The sequence below is a fragment of the Microcystis aeruginosa FD4 genome (assembly GCF_009792235.1).
GTDB lineage: Bacteria > Cyanobacteriota > Cyanobacteriia > Cyanobacteriales > Microcystaceae > Microcystis > Microcystis viridis.
In genome coordinates this window covers 4,525,306-4,544,943 of sequence record NZ_CP046973.1, presented here as the reverse complement: position 1 = coordinate 4,544,943, position 19,638 = coordinate 4,525,306, and the positions used below count along the sequence as shown (strand labels likewise).

Sequence of the window (19,638 nt, the reverse complement as noted above, 5' to 3'; positions counted from 1 at the left end):
CCGTTATGAATAACCGTCCTAAATTCGATCGCTTCCATACATGGCTCCAATTAAACCCTATCTCTACTTTAGCTCTAGAGTCAAGGGAGCGATTAAATCCTATCAGGGGAACTGGGATAACGGGAACACCGAAACGGAGACTATAACTATTTTAATGCTAGTTATTTTGTTTGTCTTTGGCCAATGAAAAGAGCGATCGGCGGCTAGAGTATTTCTTTGATGATACATAACCCCCCGCACCCCAGAAAAGCGCATCGCCCCGAATCCCCAATCGAGTAATCAATAGCTAGATAAAGCATAAGAAATATAAATAGAGACAACCTTGACAAAATCGGGGGGGGGGTAAAATTAAAATTCGGGGTAATTTAGCTAAACAATGTCTTCTATGCCACTCAAAAGTTCCTTTTGCTATTCCGTCGCCCTCGCCACGGTAGCCACCGCCACCCTTGCACCAGTTGCCAGTGCCGCAACTTTTAACTTGTCCTACACCTCCAGCGCCGGAACAATTACCGCAACGGTGGACGGAACCCTGCAACCGGATAACAACACGGTGTTCGTCAGTTCTATCAGTAATCCCACCTTTAACGGCTCTCCCGCTCCTGCTCTTCCCTTGATAGGTTCTTTTCTCGATAGCATTTTGGCTGCTGGTGTACCGACGGGTCAGGCGGTGCTATCCTTAGACGGATCGGGACTGGATTTTGCCGCTTGTGACAACACGGTTTGTGGTGATGGATTCGGCTTTTTACCCCCTGGCGTTATAGCTCCGGTTGCCTTTTTAAATTCCGGTCCCGCCTACGGTCAATTAACTTTTGAACCCTTCATCCTCGCCAATTATTCCCTGACCACCGTTCCCGAACCAGCGACGGTTCTGGGTTTACTCTCTGTTGCCGGGGTGGGTTTATTGTGCAAACGCCAGAAACTAGAAAAGTAATTTTGACCGACTGATCCCCCCTGCCCTCCTTATCAAGGTAGGGTTGATTCATAGTAGGGTTGATTCATAGTAGGGTTAATTCATAGTAGGGTTGATTCATAGTAGGGTTGATTCATGAATCAACCCTACTTATCAAGGGGGGTGTCTGACAACTTTTAACACCTACCTACTTAACTAAAGGGATTAATGATCGTCAATTGATTCTCGATTCGCTGACCATCTTGTAAATCTTCACTGTAGAGAATTTGACAGCCCGCTTCCAGAGCGCTGGCCAGTATTAAACTATCAAAGTAACTATATTGATAACGTTCCGCTAGATTCAATGCCATCTCTATCGTATTAACAGAAACGAGGACGATTGGGAATCCCTCGGAAAGCTCTTGTACAGCTTCTCGAATTTGCGAATAGCTTAGAGAAAATTTCCGTTTTAATACATTTATCGTTTCATTTAAAACCTGTGTGCTAATCCAAGCCTCACCTGATCGAACACAATCAATCGCTTGCTGTCGTTTATCTGGCTCATCCTCAGAATACCCGTAAATTAAGACATTAGTATCGATAAAAACTTTATCGGGCATTAGCCTCGTCCCGATCGAATGTAAATACCCGTGTATTTAAAGAAATCGCCTCGAACATCGTTTTTTCAGTTTTCTGGCTCGGTTCGGGGACGATTTCCGAGTCATCCAAAACAATCACTCGCATCATCTTACCTTCCCATCGAGAAGAATATCGGGGGGGAACGCTCACTTGACCGTTATAAATAACCGTCCTAAATTCGATCGCTTCCATACATGGCTCCAATTAAACCCTATCTCTACTTTAGCTCTAGAGTTAAGCGATCATAGCTCGGACGTATTTTAGAAACTAGAATAAGGTTAAAAATCGCTTGGAGGACTTAAGGTGATGGACGAAAAAGAAACAGGACTAAATGAACGGGAAGGAAATTCTGGAAATGGCACGGGATGCGGCGGAAAAAGCCCGATCAATGGGCGAGGTAATTACGGAAAATTCAAAAAAATGGCGGGAGAGAGCAGAAAGAATCAATCGAAGGGGATCGAGATAGCGATCGAGTATTTCTTCGATTATAGGAGCGATCCCGAACCTCGAATCAGGTAATTGAAAGAGCGACAGGATATAAATAATACAAATATTTCAAGGATTGACACAATAGGCTGATAATGATACCGTTACTACTTCTAATAATTTCCGTATAGTTAATGCGAACACAATTACTAAGTAGCTATGGGAAGACTTTCCTTCGACTACCCTAGTGGCTTCTGTTGCCGATCGCGCTAAACTGAAGATTGTTGATCGCTAAATCAGTAGGCTATAAATTGGATGGTAGATAAAATCACTGCCAACGAGATATTGGAACGTTTACGAACCCTGAAACCCGAACTGGAGGAAAGATATGCGCTCGATCGAATCGGTATTTTCGGCTCGGTAGCCAGGGAGGAAAACCGACCGACGAGCGATATAGATATAGTGGTATATATGCCCCCCGATCTGCTTAAAAGAGTCAGACTGAAAGCCGAACTAGAGAAACTATTCGGACGGGAAGTGGACGTGATCCGCTATCGGGATTCCCTGAATCCTTACCTCAAGGCGCGGATCGATCGAGAGGCTATCTATGTGTGATCGATCGCTTCTATTCGAGTTAAAAATCGCTTGGAGGGTTTACGGTGATGGAAGAGAAAGAAACAGGACTAAATGAACGGGAACTAGGGTAAATTCTGGAAATGGCGCGGGATGCGGCGGAAAAAGCCCGATCAATGGGCGAGGTAATTACAGAAAATTCTAAAAAATGGAGAGAGAGAGCGAAACAATCGCCGCAAGTGAGAGCGGGTGGCTGAAGTAACCGAACCGATATTTATTGGGAATAGTCAGGAGTTCGATCGATACGATAAACTAAACGATAGCCACTCCAGAAAACCGCGATGGTTCAAGCGACCGAATATCTCTACATCGTTCGAGACGACGAGATTTTACACGGGGAACCAATTATCAAAGGAACGCGTACACCCGTCCGCGCCATCGTCGAAACTTGGCGTATGGGGGTCGCTCCCGAAGAAATTCCCCTAGGAATGCCCCATCTGACGTTAAGTCAGATTTTCATTGCGTTGACCTATTACAGCGACCATCTAGAGGAAATTAACGCTTATATCGAGCATAACCGCGTTCCCGACGACTTAATCGATCCGCTGCTAAAAAATTCGTGAATAATCTCTTCGGCATCAAGGAACCCTGGTCACATCGAAACATTTCCTTAAGATATAAGACCGAAGGTCGAGTCTGGATACAGAATTGATATACCTAGAATCGCTACTCTGGCTCACCCTCTAGGCCCTTCCCTTCCAGACTGCTAGGCTATTAGACAAGATGAATAACAATCAAACTCCACGGAAACAAGGACTATACGATCCCCGATTCGAACATGATGCTTGTGGTGTCGGTTTTATCGTTCATAAAACGGGTAAAAAGTCCCACGATATTGTTGAACAGGCCTTAACAATTTTACTAAACCTCGATCACCGTGGCGCGTGCGGTGCGGAAAAAAATACCGGAGATGGAGCGGGTATTTTGTGTCAAATCCCTGACCTATTTTTCCGGAAAGTGACCAGTAATCTAGGTTTTACCTTACCAGCAGCGGGACAATACGGGGTAGGAATGCTCTACACTGCCCCTGATGCCGAAATTCGCCAGAAAAGTCGCCAGGAATTCGAGAAAATCGCCGCCGAAGAGGGGTTAAAAGTTCTCGGTTGGCGTGATGTTCCCACGGATAACTCCAGTTTGGGCAATTCGGCCAGATCTACCGAACCTTTTATCGAACAGGTTTTCATCGAACGCAATGCTAATTTAAGCGATGATCTGGCCTTTGAACGCAAATTATACGTTATTCGCAAACGTTCCCACCTCAGTCGTCAATCCTTTAATCGTTACTGGTATCCTTGCAGTATTTCTAGTCGTACCATTGTCTATAAAGGGCAATTAATGCCGGTACAGGTGGGGGACTATTTTCCCGATTTACACGACCCCGACTTTGAAAGCGCTTTAGGATTAGTCCATTCTCGTTTTAGTACCAATACCTTCCCCAGTTGGGAACGCGCCCACCCTTACCGTTATATTGCCCATAATGGCGAAATTAATACCCTGCGAGGTAATATTAACTGGATGCACGCCCGTCAGTCGATGTTTGCCTCACCCTTGTTCGGGGAAGACATCAAAAAAATCCAGCCGGTTATTAATATCGAGGGTAGTGACTCCTTAATTTTTGATAATGCCCTAGAATTAATGGTTTTATCGGGACGTTCTCTTCCTCACGCTGTCATGATGATGATTCCTGAACCCTGGGCAGCCCACGAATCGATGAGTGATGAGAAAAAAGCTTTTTATGAATACCATTCCTGTTTGATGGAACCCTGGGATGGTCCGGCCTCGATCGCTTTTACCGATGGTACGATGATGGGAGCAGTGTTAGACCGCAATGGTTTACGTCCTTCCCGTTACTACGTCACCAAAGATGACCTAGTAATTATGGCATCGGAAGCGGGAGTTTTACCGATTGAACCGGAACGCGTCGCTTTTAAAGGTCGTCTGCAACCCGGCCGGATGTTCCTTGTGGATATGAAAGAAGGTCGTATCGTGGCCGATGAGGAGATAAAAGAAGGTATTGCCAAAGCTCATCCCTATCGCCAGTGGTTAAACGAAAATTTAGTCAATTTAGACGATTTACCGGCGGTGGAAACTGCCCCACCTGAAACTCCTGTTTCCCTAATTCAACAGCAAACCGCTTTCGGTTACACTTTTGAGGAATTACGTCTTTTATTAGCCCCCATGGGCCGGGATGGAGTGGAAGCAGTGGGTTCCATGGGTTCCGATACACCCCTAGCCGTCTTGTCCGATCGGCCAAAACTGCTTTATGATTACTTTCAGCAGTTATTCGCTCAAGTCACTAACCCCCCGATTGACTCGATTCGCGAGGAAATTATCACCTCTCCCATCACCACTATCGGTGCGGAAAGAAATCTCTTGGATCCGCAGCCGGAAAGCTGTCACCTGATTAAACTTAACTCTCCCATCCTCACTAACGCCCAATTAGCGCGTTTACAGGGCAATAGCGAATTTAAAACCGTTACTATTGCCATTCTCTTCGATCCCACTTCGGGAGTCGAGGGAATGCGTAGCACAATTGAGGCAATTTGTCAAGAGGTGGACGAGGCAATTTTAGCGGGCGCGAGCATTATTATTTTAAGCGATCGAGGTATCGATAAAAATCACGCCCCGATTCCCTCACTGCTGGCCGTTGCCGGTTTACACCACCACCTCATCCGGCAGGGAACCCGTACCAGAGTCGGTCTTGTCCTGGAATCCGGCGAACCCCGGGAAGTGCATCACTACGCCCTTTTACTCGGTTATGGTTGCGGTGCGATTAATCCCTATCTAGCCTTTGCCACCCTCGGCAGTATGATCGAGGAAGGATTATTGGTAGGAGTTGACCACCAGACCGCCTGTAAAAACTACATAAAAGCCGCCACCAAGGGCGTAATTAAAGTGGCCTCTAAAATTGGCATTTCTACCCTGCAAAGCTACCGTGGGGCGCAAATATTCGAGGCTATCGGCTTAAATCGATCGGTAGTCGATCGCTATTTTACTTGGACAGCTTCCCGCATTGAAGGGGCCGATTTAGAAATTATTGCCAAAGAATCCCTACTCAGACATGGCCACGCTTTCCCCGACCGGGACGTTAATGTGCATACCCTCGATATTGGCGGTGAATATCAATGGCGTAAGGACGGGGAAGCGCACCTCTTTAGCCCAGAAACCATTCATACCCTGCAACAAGCGGTAAAATTGGGCAAATACGACCTCTTTAAGAAGTATTCCCAACTGGTCAACCAACAAAATCAAAAATTCTTCACCCTGCGGGGACTATTAACCTTTAAAAACCGGGAAAGTATCCCCATCGAAGAAGTGGAACCGATTGAAGCGATTATGAAACGCTTTAAAACCGGGGCCATGAGTTACGGTTCCATTTCCAAAGAGGCCCACGAATCCCTCGCTATTGCCATGAATCGTATCGGTGGCAAGTCGAACACCGGGGAAGGGGGGGAAGATTCCGAGCGCTACACTTGGACAAATGAACGGGGAGACTCGAAAAATAGTGCCATTAAACAGGTGGCTTCCGGCCGTTTTGGTGTCACCAGTCTTTACCTCTCCCAAGCGCGAGAATTGCAGATAAAAATGGCTCAAGGGGCAAAACCGGGCGAAGGCGGTCAATTACCGGGTAAAAAAGTCTATCCTTGGATTGCCAAAGTCCGTCACTCCACCCCCGGAGTCGGGTTAATTTCTCCCCCACCCCACCACGATATCTACTCGATTGAAGACCTAGCGGAGTTGATTCATGACCTAAAAAATGCCAATCGTGCGGCGAGAGTGAGCGTAAAACTGGTTTCTGAGGTGGGAGTTGGCACAATCGCCGCCGGAGTCGCTAAAGCTCACGCCGACGTGGTTTTAATCTCTGGTTTCGATGGTGGAACTGGAGCCTCACCCCAAACCTCGATTAAACACGCGGGTTTACCTTGGGAGTTGGGACTAGCAGAAACCCATCAAACATTGGTGTTAAATAATCTTCGCAGTCGCATTGCGGTGGAAACCGATGGCCAGATGAAAACCGGCCGCGATGTGGTGGTGGCGACGCTATTGGGGGCCGAAGAATTCGGTTTTTCCACTGCGCCACTGGTGACGTTGGGCTGTATTATGATGCGGGTTTGTCATCTTAATACCTGTCCGGCGGGGGTAGCGACTCAGGATCCGTTATTACGGCAGAATTTCATCGGGGAGCCTGAATATACGGTGAATTTCATGAAATTTATCGCCCAGGAAGTGCGGGAAATTATGGCCGAATTGGGATTCCGCACCTTGAATGAAATGGTGGGGCGAACTGATGTATTAGAGCCGAAACAGGCTGTAGAACATTGGAAAGCGAAAGGAATTGACCTAACTCCGATTCTCTATCAACCGGAGGTAGATGCAGAGGTAGGACGTTATTGTCAGATTCCCCAGGACCACGGTTTAGATAAGTCGTTGGATATAACCGTTTTACTGGATTTATGCAAAGATGCCATTGAAAAAGGCGAAAAAGTCAAAGCGACACTACCGATTAAAAATATTAACCGCGTGGTGGGGACGATTTTAGGCAACGAAATCACTAAACGTCACTGGGAGGGTTTACCGGAAGATACCGTACATCTCCATTTTCAGGGCAGCGCGGGGCAGAGTTTCGGTGCTTTTGTTCCCAAAGGGGTGACACTGGAGTTAGAGGGGGATGCTAATGATTATGTGGGTAAGGGTTTAAGCGGTGGCAAAATCATCGTTTATCCGCCCAAAGGTTCCACTTTTGCGGCCGAGGAGAATATTATCATCGGTAACGTGGCTTTATACGGTGCAACCAGTGGTGAGGTGTATATTTCTGGGGTTGCCGGGGAACGTTTCTGTGTCCGCAATTCTGGGGTTAATACCGTAGTTGAGGCCGTTGGCGACCACGCTTGCGAGTATATGACGGGGGGTAAAGTCGTTGTTTTAGGGCCCACTGGTCGCAATTTCGCCGCTGGGATGAGTGGTGGTGTCGCCTACGTCCTCGATGAGTCGGGGGATTTCGCCACTCGTTGCAATACCCAAATGGTAGCTTTAGAGGCGCTAGAAGGGGAAGAAATCGACGATTTACGCGAGTTAATTCAACGCCATGCTGATTACACCCATAGTCAAAAAGCAGCCCTGGTTTTAGCAAATTGGTCGGAAATGTTGCCCAAGTTTGTTAAAGTAATGCCCAAGGATTATAAGCGGATGTTGCAGTGTATTAAAGAGGCGTTAGATTCCGGTTTAACTGGCGATTCTGCCCTCGATGCGGCTTTTGAAGCCAACGCCCGCGATGTGGCAAGGATTGGCGGTAGTTAGGGTTTAATGGGGGCTTATTCAGCCCCCTTTTTTTTGAATAGACAAGTTAAAATAGAGGGTAGATGTTGTTTATAGACCTAACTCCTCTCATTCCAATAGACACACAAGACAATTTTCTAACCTTTGAAATCTTTGCATTTGACACTTCTAATAAATCTCATATCAAAACTCCTGATAATTTACTCTATCTTCTCGCCTCGAATGATTCATTTTGGAATGGAACACCACAAATAGATTGTAACAATCGCCAAATCAAGGATGATTCTATAGAAATTACAGTAAATCAAATTACATTTGATCAAGATGAATGTATTACAGTTTTTTCAATTGTTGTAAAGGAAAAATATGATTTTTTAGAACCTCAACGTATTCCAATTTTAAAATTTTTCAAAGACCAAAAATTAGAAAAACTGTATATAGTAAAAGACGAAATTTCTGAACAGATTGCTGTTCAAATTTATCCCTATGTTTATCGTGTGGAAACCTATTTAAGAGCCTACATAACGAAATTCATGACAACCAAGATAGGAGTGAATTTCTGGGAAACAGAAGCTCCTCAAGATTTCAAAAAGAAAGCTGAGGAGAGAAAAAACAATGAAAAAGAATTTGTAACTTATATTGTCAATAAACTCTACCTAATCGATTTTAATGATTTAGGTAAGTTTATATATAGTGCGCCTAAATGATAGGTAAACTAGAATGCCGACAACAATCCCGAAATATTTTAGAATAAAAGGACGACAAATATAAGTGTTTGGAGAATCAAATGGAAGCAGAACTTCAAATTCTCGAAGAGTTCATCAAAACTAATCCCGACTCCCGATAACTGAAAAGAGCCTTAGGGGTTAAGCTGGCTTTGTCGGGATACGCTTATAGAGCAATTCAAGAAATTATTGGAGTGACCCCCGGATTCATTGCTAAATGGAAAAAGGAATTTATTTCAGCAGGAATTGAGGGGATTATCTTGAAGTATAAAGGTTCGAGACCCTATCTAAATGCCGAGGAAAAACAAGAATTAATTCAATGGATTATCAACCAGAGTCACTGGGATATTGGGGAGCTAGAAACTTATGTACTAGAAACTTATGAGGTTGTGTTTAAATCGAGACAGAGCTACTACCAATTGCTAAAAGAAGCGAGAATTAGCTGGCCAAAGGCGGAACAAGTAAGACTAAATCCGTTGAGTAACGCACAGAAAACGGGTTTCTCCGAGAAACCCGTTTTCTACTCATGCACTCATGCAAAAAGGGGAATGAATAATCAGTCTTTAATAACCAGATTTAGTATAAACCCGAAAAAAGCTCCAGAAGAGGTCAAAAAAAAGAATGAAGAAATCAGTCAATTATTGGAGAGCAAAAAAGAGGAGATTCGGTCGGGAAAGCTGGTGGAAAGATGTTCTAGGCCATCTCTGGAACTTTATTAAAGAAAGACTAAAAGAAGGTGAAAATCCCTCAGAGTTACTCGAAAGAACTTTGGTAAAAATTGAGAATGAAAAAGAGAGACAAACTTATTATGGAGCTTTAAATTTAGAGGGCAAAGAATTTATTTTAGCTCCCTACAAGGCAGGGAAGGTCGAGAATACAGTAGATTTCTTGAAAAAACTAATTCAAAGCAACCCTGAGCGAAAAATACTGATTATTTGGGATGGAGCTTCCTATCATGCGGGAGAAGAGATGAGCAAATTCCTTACTGAACAAAATCAGGGTTTATCCCCAAAAGATTGGCAGATTACCTGTCATAAATTTGCTCGATACGCTCCCGAAGAAAATCCAGTAGAAGCAATTTGGCTACAGTTAAAAAATCTTTTGAGAAGATTTTATTGGTTGGCCAAAAATTTTCGGGTGGTTAAACGCTTGTTCGAGTTTTTTGCCAAATTTCAATTATTTAATTTTCCTAACCTTAAGAAATACGATGCCTTTTCACAATTCATTTAGGCGCACTATATATGCTAATGGTACAACTCTCGAAGCTACTAAGGAACAGTTACAGGAAGTTTTGGAAGGCTGGGTTATTTTAGGACTACGCTTACAGCATCAGTTACCGATTATTGACGGTATCAATCTAACCCCTCAACAAAAAATCGCCTGATGCCATCTTTTGCCCTCATCAAAAGGAAAGAGTTAATTCACCAGTTGAGAAAGCTGGGATTTTCTGGTACTCTGGTAGGAGTAAATCATCAATATATGGTGCAGGGAAAGTTAAAAATCTGGATTCCTAATCCACACCAAAGAGATATCAGTAAAAGCTTGCTGGCTAAAATTTTACATAGAAAACGGGTTTCTCAAAGAAACCCGTTTTCTGTACTGTCAATCTCTTGTCTCGATTAATTCGGGGACAAGTTCGGGAATAAAACCGGGTTCAGCTAAAGAACCGGTAACATGATGTTCAAAGACTTCTGCGGGGGGAAAAGTTTTCTTGACTTCTTGAGATTGCGGCTCCGTAGAAGGTAGCCATTTAATTAGGGGTAAAGGTAGGAGAGTAGAGAGATTAGTAATCACCACCAATAACCAAAGGTTATCAAAATTAGTTTCGGTGACTCCCAACCAATGGGTTAATAAAGCGCCGATTTCTTGGGAAACTAATCCTGACATATTCCAGATAGACATTAATAAAGCGAATAGAGATGCTTCAATACCCACGGGACAAAGACGGGCCGATAAAATTAAGACGGGTAAAAAGGCAATTTGTCCCATGACGGTGAGGATGAGACTATCCCCCAAACTAAACCAATGATCGTCAATACCGAGCGCTCGATTAGTATGGGTAACTAAGAGTAGGGTGGTCATCCCTAAAAGCGCAGAAATCACCGTACTCCAACCCAAAATTAAACGAAAGGAAATCGCTTTTAAAAACCGTTGATATACCCAGATCCCCAGGATCGAGGCTAAACTGGTGACTAAGCGCACTCGTCCTAAAAATTCCGGTTCAAATCCTAACTCGTTGGTGGTGAAGTAAAAAAAGGCCGAATCGGCGCTAGGAGTAGCCTGCCAGAGAAAAATAAAGGCAGTGGGTAATAAAATTGATTTTTGTCTAATTGCTGACCATAATTGCCCGATTTGCTCTTTGACTTTCGGCGTGGATTGTGCTTCATCATTGTTATTCTTGATTTTTTCCTCTGTAATTAAAAACGCCATGGCTGAGGCAATCAGGGGAAAAATAGCGGTGAGAGCGAAGACAGGACGAGTACCGAGGTGTGCCAGTAACCAACCCCCCAGATAAGCCGTAATTAAGCCGCCTAGCGCCGATATTCCCCAAGTTAAGGACTGTAGAGAACCGGATTGAGTGAAGGACTCTTTGCGCGCTCTTTCTACTACCAAAGAATCGACGATGACATCACTAATGGTGACAGAAAGGGAACCAAGCAGGATCGCGGCCGTCGCTTGCCAAGCATTCTCCACCACAGTCGCTAGGGCCAACCAAGCTAAAACCCCGAGAATTCCCGATAAAATTAGGTATGGCCGACGACGATAGCCGAAAATAGGCAAACCATCCGAAAGAAAGCCAAAAGCTGGTTTAATCACCCAAGGAATCGCCGCCACTCCGATTAATGCCCCCATCTGGGAGGGACTCAAGGCCAAATCGTCTTTTAAAAAAAAGCTAACCGCTAATCGGGAGAGTCCGAGAATGCCCTGCACGAAATAAACCCCTAAAATGCCAATTAATTCGGGATTAGGGTCATTTCCGAACAAGATACTCTCTTTAAGGAATTTTTTCCCGCGATCGATGCCAAGGCGATTAATAAGCATGAAGTTTCATAAATATTTGTTACTGTCTCTATGATAATTGATCGCTCGATCGGTGCGTTAGCTGTTAGGGGTTGGCTGTTGAGGTTTAGATTTTGGGTGTTGGGGTGTTGGGGTGGTGGGGTGTTGGGGTTTTGTCCCAGTTGAAATTCCCCCACTTCCCCCTTCCCCCACTTCCCTATCCCCCGATTCCCTCATCCCCAATCGGCATAACAGGTTTATTGTCATGTTATTGGGAAAGTCTCTTGCGATCGCTCTATTTGAGAGTAATATAGCTGAACTTCCCCCATACATATCTACTACAATAGCCGAAAACCCTTATCCATCAATGGATACACTCATTGACTTTTCTTAATGTACCCATGTAATTTGTAACATTTCTTAATGAACAAGAATTCTCTCAATTTGCTAGAATGATGGCCATGTAATACCAAATTTCTAAATCCATGACAGACATCCACGCTCGAATGCTTGCCAAGCCTGCATTCGTTGTGACGCGAATAAAGAAAAATGGTATCCTATTGGTGATTTTCTCTCACTTAAGGTGAGCAGCAGAAGTTGTTCAAAGAGGGCGAAGGCAATTCGCCCCTACAATAATATTATTTCGCCAATGGTAGGGGCGCACCGCGTGCGCCCAAAATGTCATCTGGATATTTCGACAAAATTGAGATGCACCAGGCATAACCATACTCTGTCATTACTTTTGAAAAATGGTATAAGTAGTCGTGCAAAATTAATTTCCTAGTCGAGACTCCGAGACTCACAAGACTCCGAGACTCCGAGACTCCGAGACTCACAAGACAGCTATTAGGGATCGGATTTGAGTTTTCAGTTCACTGTTTACTGATCACAGCAGCAGTCTGACGGAGTAGTGGCTTAGATGTGTAATTAATTGTGCTTAGATACTTATATAACCGTAATTCCCCTCCGGCTGTCCTTCGACCTGATTCTTACCGAGAAGGAGATCAAGTCAAAAAAAGAACCCTAGCCAACGGCTCGGCTGAGATCGCCGAACGCCCTCTCAAAATTACCCGATGATATTATCGACAATTTGAAACTGGCTCTCAAAGAGGCAACACTGTCAATGACTGAAGGCATTCCCAATCATTTTGAAGTGATTAGAAGTCTTCCTCATGGTCATGTGATGGCTATTTTAGAGGCGATTAAAAAATTAGGGTAAGAGCATCTCAATCACGCTTGACAAAAGGAACTCAGCACAGCAACCATATAGTCATTGTCCATCGCTGCTCGCTTACTTTTTTGTCGCAGAATTGGACTTCGTGAGTAGTTTTATTCCAGAGGTGGCGAACCCTTTTAACCATTTTTTTTGGGCAAATTTGTCGAACAATCTCAGTTTGAGTTCCCATCCCATCAATGGTGATAATTGCGCCTGAGATATCTAATAATTCTAGTAAAGCAGCAATCGCCGTAATTTCATGTTTACTTATCTTCCACCTTGACTTGTCCTATTGCTTGGGTTTCATTATCCAATAACCCTAACAGCAACGCCATAGGTTCCGTCCATTTGAGATAATTTAAATAGTCCCACTGTAACTGCTCATCCCTGAGATGGGGTAACTTTTTCTTTAATTCCTCAGCCGTATAATATTCTTGAATCAGTTGATGGCGAAAAGCAATTTTATCATTACCTTCTAGGTGAATTAGATGATATTTCAATAAATCCTTTAACCACTGCTTACTGTAATATTCTGGAAATCCTTGATTTTTTATAAATTTGCTTAATTCTTCTTCTGCTTCTGTTCGGGAAATAGCCACCTGAATCTCGGTTTTTGACTCCCCTTGTGTCATTTTCCAAGCTAACACTTGCAGCAATTCTCGCCACCAATCCCGGGATTCTTGGTAAGTAGGAACATCTGCCTTTAATTTGTGATCATAAACTGTTTCGGTAAAATGTCGAAAAACTAAGCCCAAATTAGCAGGAATTTGGCTTTTCTCATTAAAAACTTCACATAACATCCACAAAAGTAGGGGAGTTTCTCCCAATTCCTTGAGACGATTTCCTAACTGTTTAAGCATTTCTTCGCCTTTTTCGGGCAAATAGGCCTTGACAAAATCCCGCATCTGTGGTTCGGTCAGGGGGAGCATTTCCAGCTTTTTTTCAATGTTTAAGTCGTCGCTGCCTAAATCCCTTGTCGTGAAAATCATCGGGATTTCTGCATACTGCTGGCGAAAGTTTTTTAATTTCTGTCGTGCAGTATCTGATGGCAATTCATTGATACCATCAAATAATAATAATGGGATAAAATTCTGATTTTCTAACAGCCAACTTTCTAGGGTATTACTATCAATAATTAATTGATGGCGTTTCAGGAATTGTAAAATTAAATCAAGAATTGAGGTTTCATACAAGCGTAATTCGATGAGAATGGGAATTTGAATGATTTTAGCCTGATTTTGTTGATTTGGGCGCAAGCTTTGCGCCCCTACGGATTCTTCTAATAATAATCTGGCTAAAGCGGTCGATTTTCCTGAACCGGGACGACCTTTTAAAAGAACGTGATTAGTCGCATACTTGCGTAAACCTTCTAAAACTGTGAATCTTTCCTTTTTTTATGCTTTTTCTGGTCTTTCCTGCGGGTTTTCCCGTTCTTTTTCAATCGTCTGCACCCACAAATCCCTTAGCAAAGGTGCAGTTTTCGACGGGCGTGTTTTTCCCTCTACGTCCGTGAAGGTGTAAAATGTCTCCCACTGGGCGTACTTTTCCGAGATTGATTTGAGATAGGGAGTCCAGTCAATCATTGATGCTGTTAAGTATTTAAATTACCTGTTGAGACGAGGAAAAAGGCAACCCCCCAACCCCTAGCAGGGGTAGGGTTGATTCATGAATCAACCCTACCTTGAATCAACCTTACCTTGAATCAACCCTACCTTGAATCAACCCTACTAGCAGGGGGGGCGAGGGAGATTCTGCTAATCTAAGAATAAGCGGTTAAAATGCGTCTTAGCTTATTTTTAATTGTAGGCTAAGAAGATTTGGTCATGACTTACAAGATAGAATCGGAGTTTCTGCATCCCTCTCCTGTCAGACAGAGAAAACCCCATCCGAATATAAACACTCACGCTGCCGTCGTACCTTGTTCCAAGCACTTTAGCGTATATCTGGCACGAGTTTTAAGAATTGTTAACTGATCTGTTTTTGCCAACAACTCATCTAACTCAGCTACTTCATCAGCGCAGAGTAAAGATTCTGCATTTCTCGTCACTAAATCATCTAAACGGGTTTGCTCTACGAGGGACAATTGACAACTTGCCAGCGCTTTTAATTCATCCACACTCAAACCAATCAAACAATCTTCATCGAGTCCTAATGAATTGGCAAATCGAGAATAGGTGTTCCAGTCTAATAAAACCCCAACTCGTTCCCCTTGCTCATTTGTTAAGTATTCTACTGGCTTGGACATATTAGAAACACTCACAATACAATATAATCCTATTTTAGTAATTAATTCCAGAAAATGCCCTTGATCGCCGATAAGGTTATCCTCTTTTTGTTTTCCTAATTGTTAGGTTTTCTAAAAAGTTGGTGCGTTACGGCAATATTTAGACCTTGATTTTTTCCCTAAAAACAATGGATTGCCTAACGCACCCTACGTTTATTTTTGTTTTCCTAATTGTTGGGCTTTATAAAAAGTTTCTAAACTGTGACTATCACCGACAAAACGCCAGTGCCAAGGCTCATAATTAATACCCTGGGGATTATTTTCGGGGAAAGATAACTCGAAACTATACTGAGCGGCGTTATTTTGCAACCAACGAAAAGCGGCAGTATTAGCAAAACTGGTGCTTAAATTTGTGGCTGGGGTGCGACCATCGCCAATATCGATCGCATAACCGGTATGATGTTCGCTGTAACCCGGAGGTGCGCTCACTTCTGCTCGTTTGCGGGTTGGCTGATTGCGTTGTTTTTTCACTTCAAAAAAGAGCTTTTCTTGGGTTGCTTTCGCTCGAAATGCGGAAATCGGCATTAAAATCACCCCCGACCTTCTTGCGTCACTTTGCATCTGGATAAAAGCCTTGGCTGCTGCCTTCCTTAAACGCATACCACCATCCCCAGTAATGGGGTCTAATTCCGTCTCTGGAGCCTGTTGATAGGGTAAATGACCTAGAATGTTCTCAATGGGGCTAGGAGTGGCTTTAATCAGGGGGGATGGGTTAATAACCGGTTTTTTTACGGAAGCAGGGGGACGATTCAAGACTGCTATGGCAATTAGGCCGGTTCCCACCAGAGCAAGTAAACCGCTTGCGATCGTTATAAGACCATTAGGATTAGTAGTTTTTCTGTACTGGCTGTCCCGCAAAGCTTCGGGAATATCATCGATCGGTTTCACGGTTCACTTACCCTCCTGCACGATAATTACATTATTCCCCGGCCACTCCATCTTGACGAGCAGCGTGTTGAACGGCGGCGGCCACAGCCGTAACTACACGACTATCAAAAACCGAGGGAATAATATTCTCTCGATCGAGATTAGCAGGAGTGATCAAAGAAGCGATCGCTTTGGCCGCTTCCAGATACATATTATCGGTGATGGCCCTAGCGCGACAGTCCAAGGCCCCGCGAAATAATCCGGGGAAAGCGAGGACATTATTAATCTGATTGGGATAATCGCTGCGTCCGGTAGCCACCACGGCCACTAAATCATTGATTAATTCCGGTTGAATTTCGGGAATCGGATTAGCCATGGCAAAGACGATCGCATCTTTAGCCATTCCCTTGACCATTTCAGGAGTCAATACCCCCGGTACACTCACCCCCAAGAAGACATCAGCGCCTTTAAGAGCATCCCCTAGCTTACCACTGGCAGTCACGGCCCAAGCTTGTTTTTCTGGGGTTAAATCGTCCCGGTTTTGGGAGAGGATACCATGGGAATCACAGAGGGTTATATCTGTAGCTCCTGCGGTTTTAAAGAGAGTAGCGATGGCGATTCCCGCCGCACCCGCACCATTAATGACGATTTTGGCTGTATCAAGCGATTTTTTAACCAATTTGAGGGCATTAATCAGGGCCGCCAGGGAAACGATCGCCGTACCGTGTTGATCATCGTGGAAAACGGGAATATTTAACTCCTCTCGCAGACGTTTCTCGATTTCAAAACAGCGTGGCGCGCCGATATCCTCTAGGTTAATGCCACCAAAAACCGGGGCGATTCTTTTGACGGTTGCGATGATTTCTTCGGGGTCTTGGGTGGCTAAACAGATGGGAAAAGCATCAATTCCTGCGAATTCCTTGAATAGCATCGCTTTCCCTTCCATTACTGGTAGGGCAGCCTCCGGCCCGAGATTTCCTAATCCTAATACCGCACTACCATCGGTAACTACAGCGACGGTGTTGCCCTTGATGGTTAATGAGTACACTTGTTCGGGTTGATGAGCGATAGCGGTGCAGATGCGACCAACTCCAGGGGTGTAGGCCATGGCCAGGTCGTCTTGGGAGGCGAGGGAAATACGACTTTCAATGGAGATTTTACCCCGACGATGGAGATCGAAGGTGCGATCGGAAACTTTCAGGAGTTTAACATCCGGTAGAGCTTTAACCGCGGCGATAATCTGTTCCGCTTGGTCGGTACTAGCGGCATCAACCATAATCTCGCGGGTGCTAATCTTTAAATTGCGTTCGATCAGAGAAATTTGCCCTAAATTCCCCCCGACATCGGCGATCGCATTGAGGACAGAAGCGAAGGTTCCCGCTTGATTGGGGATTTCTATCTTGAGACTTAAACTATAGCTAGGATTGGGCGTTAAATGAACCATGCTGAAGGCTTCCAATACTGATAAATATTGATTATCTTCTATCTGTGAGGGACTTTGGTATCTAATCGCGCAGTTTCTGTAGCTATTTTGACATCCTCACCGCCGTAAACGGACGGCGATTCCCAAACCTCACGATTTAGGTTTCTGCTCTGACAGGGGGACAAGCAAGCTGAAAAGCTTATGTAGCATGGAATACATATACATACTCCCAAAAAAGATAAGTCATATATAGTAGATATGACCTAAATAACGAAAATGATAAGTGAACTATATCAGAAAGTCTTAGAGAATGAACTGGGGCGAGCCAGATATCTACTGTTGTTAATGATAGTTGGAACCTTACAAATATTGAAGCAAGCCAAGTTAGAGATGTTAGCAGAAGCACTACCCATACCAATCCTGTTTGAGAGTCGGAGAAAAAAACTAAAAAGATTTTTAAAGCTGGAAATTCTGAAGATTGAAAAAATCTGGTTTCCCTGCCTAAAAGAGATGTTAAAACAGCAGGAGAGATTCACAATAAAAGGATTAGTATACATTGCCATAGACCGGACGAGTTGGGGAGCAATAAATATCTTGATGGTGAGTCTAATTTATGACAAGAGAGCCATGCCAATATATTGGGAGATATTAGATAAAAAAGGAAGTAGTAATCTCGAAGAACAGCAGCGAGTATTGGGGAAAATATTGACGGTTTTATCAGGTCATAAAATAGTGGTGTTAGGAGATAGAGAATTTTGCTCGGTCAGTCTTTGAAAGTGGCTTCAGAAGCAGAGAGAGTGTATACTTTTGTTTAAGACAAAAACAAAGTCCAAATGTGAAGACAAAAGAAGGAATTTATCAAGAAATGAGAGAGTTAGGTTTAAGTCCAGGAAGTCAACTATTTTTGAAGGATGTAAATATTACAAAAGAGCGGGGATTTGGCCCGTTTAACTTAGCTGGTAAGTGGAAAAAAACCTATCGGGGTTTTCAAACAAAAGAGCCTTGGTATATTCTGACTAACTTGGGAGATTTAGAGACGGCAATAATGGCCTATCAATAAAGATTTGATATTGAGGAGATGTTTCGAGATTTTAAGTCGGGAGGCTATAGCTTAGAAGGTTCTCAATTAGCACCGCAATACCTATCAAAGCTGATAATTGTGGCGTTGCTGAATCAAGCTATGAACATCCTGCTCAATTAAGACGCGATATTTCATGGGTTTGTCCTTGCTTTGAATTGATTGTTCCAGAAAACCCGTTTTCTAAGGGGTTTTGCATTTTTTGTCAGGTTCTTTCTAGCTGCTGTCTTCGTCTTTGACGATTTTCCGCTTCTAAGCGACTAATCGCTTCTTCTAATTGTAATCCAACTAATTCCATCTCTTGACAATTGCGGTGTGCTTTTGCCAAAGTTTCTTTAAGTTGATCAGAATCCCAGGGAAGCTGAGGAACAAAATCCATTTATTGGGATTTAATTAAGTAGGTAGGCGTTAAAAATTATATAACCACTTACTTAATTATTTTAATCTAGTCTAGCATAAGTTAGCAATTCCCACCCTACTAGAAGACTATTTAAACAGATCCGAATGAGTCCCAGTCCGAACGAGTGTTAAGCTTTCCTCATCTCGCTCAATCTTGTAGAGTAACAACCAATCCGGCTCGATATGGCACTCACCATAACCCGACCAATCTCCAACGAGATTATGATCTCGGTATCGCTCTGGTAGTATTTGTTCTTGCACCAGTAGTTCCACCACAGTTTTTAACTTTTCCAAGTCTTTACCCCGTTTTTTCATCCGCCTCAAATCGCGTCGAAAGCGGGCGCTTTCCTGTGGCGTTAACATTCCCCTGTATCTTTGTTCCAATCCTCGAACATCTGCCCGACGCTACTATAACGGTTAAGACGCTCAGGATGTTTTTCTACTTCTTCAATGGTGGCGAGCGTTTCTGTATTAGGAATTTGAACATCAAAGGGAAAACCTTGATGAAAATCGACATCAGATAAGGCTGGATGCTGGATTTTTTGTAGCAGAAGCTGTTGTTCTTCGTCAGTTAAGGAAAGGATAATTTGAGCAAGAGAATCAATTAGTTTAGTATTGATTGCAGGAGCAGCTTGACTCATGATTAAACAAATGATTGGGAGTTAATTAATTATTTTAATCCAGTCTAGTGCGAGTTAGCAATCCCTAGCGATCGCCCTAAGTCCAGAAAACGGGTTTCTTTAAAAAACCCGTTTTCTAAGTTGATGAAATAAGCTAAAATC

At 43.6% G+C, this 19,638-nt stretch carries 22 protein-coding genes and 3 pseudogenes; 13 read left to right on the top strand and 12 right to left on the bottom strand.

Annotated elements, in window-relative coordinates:
* Nucleotides 1-5: 5 nt before the first annotated feature.
* On the top strand, nt 6-146 hold the full coding sequence (locus tag GQR42_RS22625; protein ID WP_158201706.1) for a hypothetical protein: 141 nt from the start codon (nt 6-8) through the stop codon (nt 144-146).
* Between the two features lie 239 nt (nt 147-385).
* Nucleotides 386-931: a PEP-CTERM sorting domain-containing protein gene (locus GQR42_RS22620; RefSeq protein WP_158201705.1), complete on the top strand. Its 546-nt coding sequence runs from the start codon at nt 386-388 to the stop codon at nt 929-931.
* 170 nt (nt 932-1,101) lie between these two features.
* Here the strand turns inward: GQR42_RS22620 and GQR42_RS22615 are convergent, their stop codons facing one another.
* Both GQR42_RS22615 and GQR42_RS22610 read right to left on the bottom strand, forming a co-directional pair.
* Nucleotides 1,102-1,509: a PIN domain-containing protein gene (locus GQR42_RS22615; protein ID WP_158201704.1), complete on the bottom strand. Its 408-nt coding sequence runs from the start codon at nt 1,507-1,509 to the stop codon at nt 1,102-1,104.
* Complete coding sequence (locus GQR42_RS22610) at nt 1,499-1,720, bottom strand: hypothetical protein (protein ID WP_158201703.1); 222 nt, start codon at nt 1,718-1,720, stop codon at nt 1,499-1,501. The genes GQR42_RS22615 and GQR42_RS22610 overlap by 11 nt, the downstream gene beginning before the upstream one ends.
* A gap of 114 nt (nt 1,721-1,834) precedes the next feature.
* On the opposite strand from GQR42_RS22610, the gene GQR42_RS27995 reads away from it, so the two are divergent.
* The 8 genes from GQR42_RS27995 (at nt 1,835) to GQR42_RS22575 (ending at nt 9,973) form a co-directional block, all read left to right on the top strand.
* Nucleotides 1,835-2,047: a hypothetical protein gene (locus GQR42_RS27995; protein ID WP_199273375.1), complete on the top strand. Its 213-nt coding sequence runs from the start codon at nt 1,835-1,837 to the stop codon at nt 2,045-2,047.
* A 222-nt stretch (nt 2,048-2,269) separates the two neighbouring features.
* Entirely contained in the window at nt 2,270-2,569 is a 300-nt protein-coding gene (locus tag GQR42_RS22605; protein WP_158201702.1) for a nucleotidyltransferase family protein, read from the top strand.
* 299 nt (nt 2,570-2,868) lie between these two features.
* Nucleotides 2,869-3,150, top strand: a complete 282-nt coding sequence (locus tag GQR42_RS22600) for a DUF433 domain-containing protein (RefSeq protein WP_158201701.1) — start codon at nt 2,869-2,871, stop codon at nt 3,148-3,150.
* A gap of 160 nt (nt 3,151-3,310) precedes the next feature.
* Nucleotides 3,311-7,885 (top strand): glutamate synthase large subunit, encoded by a 4,575-nt coding sequence (gene gltB / locus GQR42_RS22595; protein ID WP_158201700.1) that lies wholly within the window; start codon nt 3,311-3,313, stop codon nt 7,883-7,885.
* A gap of 62 nt (nt 7,886-7,947) precedes the next feature.
* Nucleotides 7,948-8,571, top strand: coding sequence for a hypothetical protein (locus tag GQR42_RS22590; protein WP_233271135.1), 624 nt, complete (start codon nt 7,948-7,950; stop codon nt 8,569-8,571).
* A 212-nt stretch (nt 8,572-8,783) separates the two neighbouring features.
* Entirely contained in the window at nt 8,784-9,308 is a 525-nt protein-coding gene (locus GQR42_RS22585) for a helix-turn-helix domain-containing protein (protein ID WP_158201699.1), read from the top strand.
* A gap of 49 nt (nt 9,309-9,357) precedes the next feature.
* Nucleotides 9,358-9,819: a transposase gene (locus GQR42_RS22580; RefSeq protein WP_442789597.1), complete on the top strand. Its 462-nt coding sequence runs from the start codon at nt 9,358-9,360 to the stop codon at nt 9,817-9,819.
* Nucleotides 9,797-9,973 carry a hypothetical protein gene (locus tag GQR42_RS22575; protein ID WP_233271134.1) on the top strand — a complete coding sequence of 59 codons (177 nt, stop codon included), beginning with the start codon at nt 9,797-9,799 and terminating at the stop codon, nt 9,971-9,973. Before GQR42_RS22580 ends, GQR42_RS22575 begins: the two co-directional genes overlap by 23 nt.
* 218 nt (nt 9,974-10,191) lie before the next feature.
* On the opposite strand, the gene GQR42_RS22565 is transcribed toward GQR42_RS22575, so the two are convergent.
* Nucleotides 10,192-11,631: a folate/biopterin family MFS transporter gene (locus GQR42_RS22565; protein WP_158201696.1), complete on the bottom strand. Its 1,440-nt coding sequence runs from the start codon at nt 11,629-11,631 to the stop codon at nt 10,192-10,194.
* A complete protein-coding gene (locus GQR42_RS22560) occupies nt 11,544-11,786 on the bottom strand; it encodes a hypothetical protein (RefSeq protein WP_158201695.1) in 243 nt (80 codons plus the stop codon). The genes GQR42_RS22565 and GQR42_RS22560 overlap by 88 nt, the downstream gene beginning before the upstream one ends.
* A gap of 733 nt (nt 11,787-12,519) precedes the next feature.
* Between GQR42_RS22560 and GQR42_RS30150 the strand changes: the two are divergent.
* Nucleotides 12,520-12,805, top strand: a pseudogene (locus tag GQR42_RS30150) (IS1634 family transposase); the annotation flags it as partial.
* 145 nt (nt 12,806-12,950) lie between these two features.
* On the opposite strand, the pseudogene GQR42_RS30145 reads toward GQR42_RS30150, so the two are convergent.
* The 5 genes and pseudogenes from GQR42_RS30145 to GQR42_RS22530 all read right to left on the bottom strand — a co-directional run.
* Nucleotides 12,951-13,098: pseudogene (locus GQR42_RS30145) on the bottom strand (ISAs1 family transposase); the annotation flags it as partial.
* Nucleotides 13,081-14,388: pseudogene (locus GQR42_RS29745) on the bottom strand (NACHT domain-containing protein); the annotation flags it as partial. The pseudogenes GQR42_RS30145 and GQR42_RS29745, both read right to left, overlap by 18 nt.
* A gap of 317 nt (nt 14,389-14,705) precedes the next feature.
* On the bottom strand, nt 14,706-15,065 hold the full coding sequence (locus tag GQR42_RS22540) for a hypothetical protein (protein WP_233271131.1): 360 nt from the start codon (nt 15,063-15,065) through the stop codon (nt 14,706-14,708).
* A 177-nt stretch (nt 15,066-15,242) separates the two neighbouring features.
* Nucleotides 15,243-15,977 (bottom strand): M15 family metallopeptidase, encoded by a 735-nt coding sequence (locus GQR42_RS22535; protein ID WP_158201694.1) that lies wholly within the window; start codon nt 15,975-15,977, stop codon nt 15,243-15,245.
* A 31-nt stretch (nt 15,978-16,008) separates the two neighbouring features.
* Nucleotides 16,009-17,400 carry an NAD-dependent malic enzyme gene (locus GQR42_RS22530; protein ID WP_158201693.1) on the bottom strand — a complete coding sequence of 464 codons (1,392 nt, stop codon included), beginning with the start codon at nt 17,398-17,400 and terminating at the stop codon, nt 16,009-16,011.
* Between the two features lie 255 nt (nt 17,401-17,655).
* Between GQR42_RS22530 and GQR42_RS22525 the strand changes: the two genes are divergently transcribed.
* Together GQR42_RS22525 and GQR42_RS22520 are read left to right on the top strand one after the other, a co-directional pair.
* Nucleotides 17,656-18,153: a hypothetical protein gene (locus GQR42_RS22525; protein WP_233271130.1), complete on the top strand. Its 498-nt coding sequence runs from the start codon at nt 17,656-17,658 to the stop codon at nt 18,151-18,153.
* Nucleotides 18,154-18,214: 61 nt separating this feature from the next.
* Nucleotides 18,215-18,439, top strand: a complete 225-nt coding sequence (locus tag GQR42_RS22520; RefSeq protein ID WP_158201691.1) for a hypothetical protein — start codon at nt 18,215-18,217, stop codon at nt 18,437-18,439.
* A gap of 223 nt (nt 18,440-18,662) precedes the next feature.
* On the opposite strand, the gene GQR42_RS27990 is transcribed toward GQR42_RS22520, so the two are convergent.
* The 3 genes from GQR42_RS27990 to GQR42_RS22510 all read right to left on the bottom strand — a co-directional run bounded on the left by GQR42_RS27990 (nt 18,663) and on the right by GQR42_RS22510 (nt 19,497).
* Entirely contained in the window at nt 18,663-18,836 is a 174-nt protein-coding gene (locus GQR42_RS27990; protein WP_199273230.1) for a hypothetical protein, read from the bottom strand.
* 107 nt (nt 18,837-18,943) lie between these two features.
* Complete coding sequence (locus tag GQR42_RS22515) at nt 18,944-19,219, bottom strand: type II toxin-antitoxin system YafQ family toxin (protein ID WP_158201690.1); 276 nt, start codon at nt 19,217-19,219, stop codon at nt 18,944-18,946.
* Nucleotides 19,213-19,497: a hypothetical protein gene (locus tag GQR42_RS22510; protein ID WP_158201689.1), complete on the bottom strand. Its 285-nt coding sequence runs from the start codon at nt 19,495-19,497 to the stop codon at nt 19,213-19,215. The genes GQR42_RS22515 and GQR42_RS22510 overlap by 7 nt, the downstream gene beginning before the upstream one ends.
* Nucleotides 19,498-19,638 lie beyond the last annotated feature (141 nt).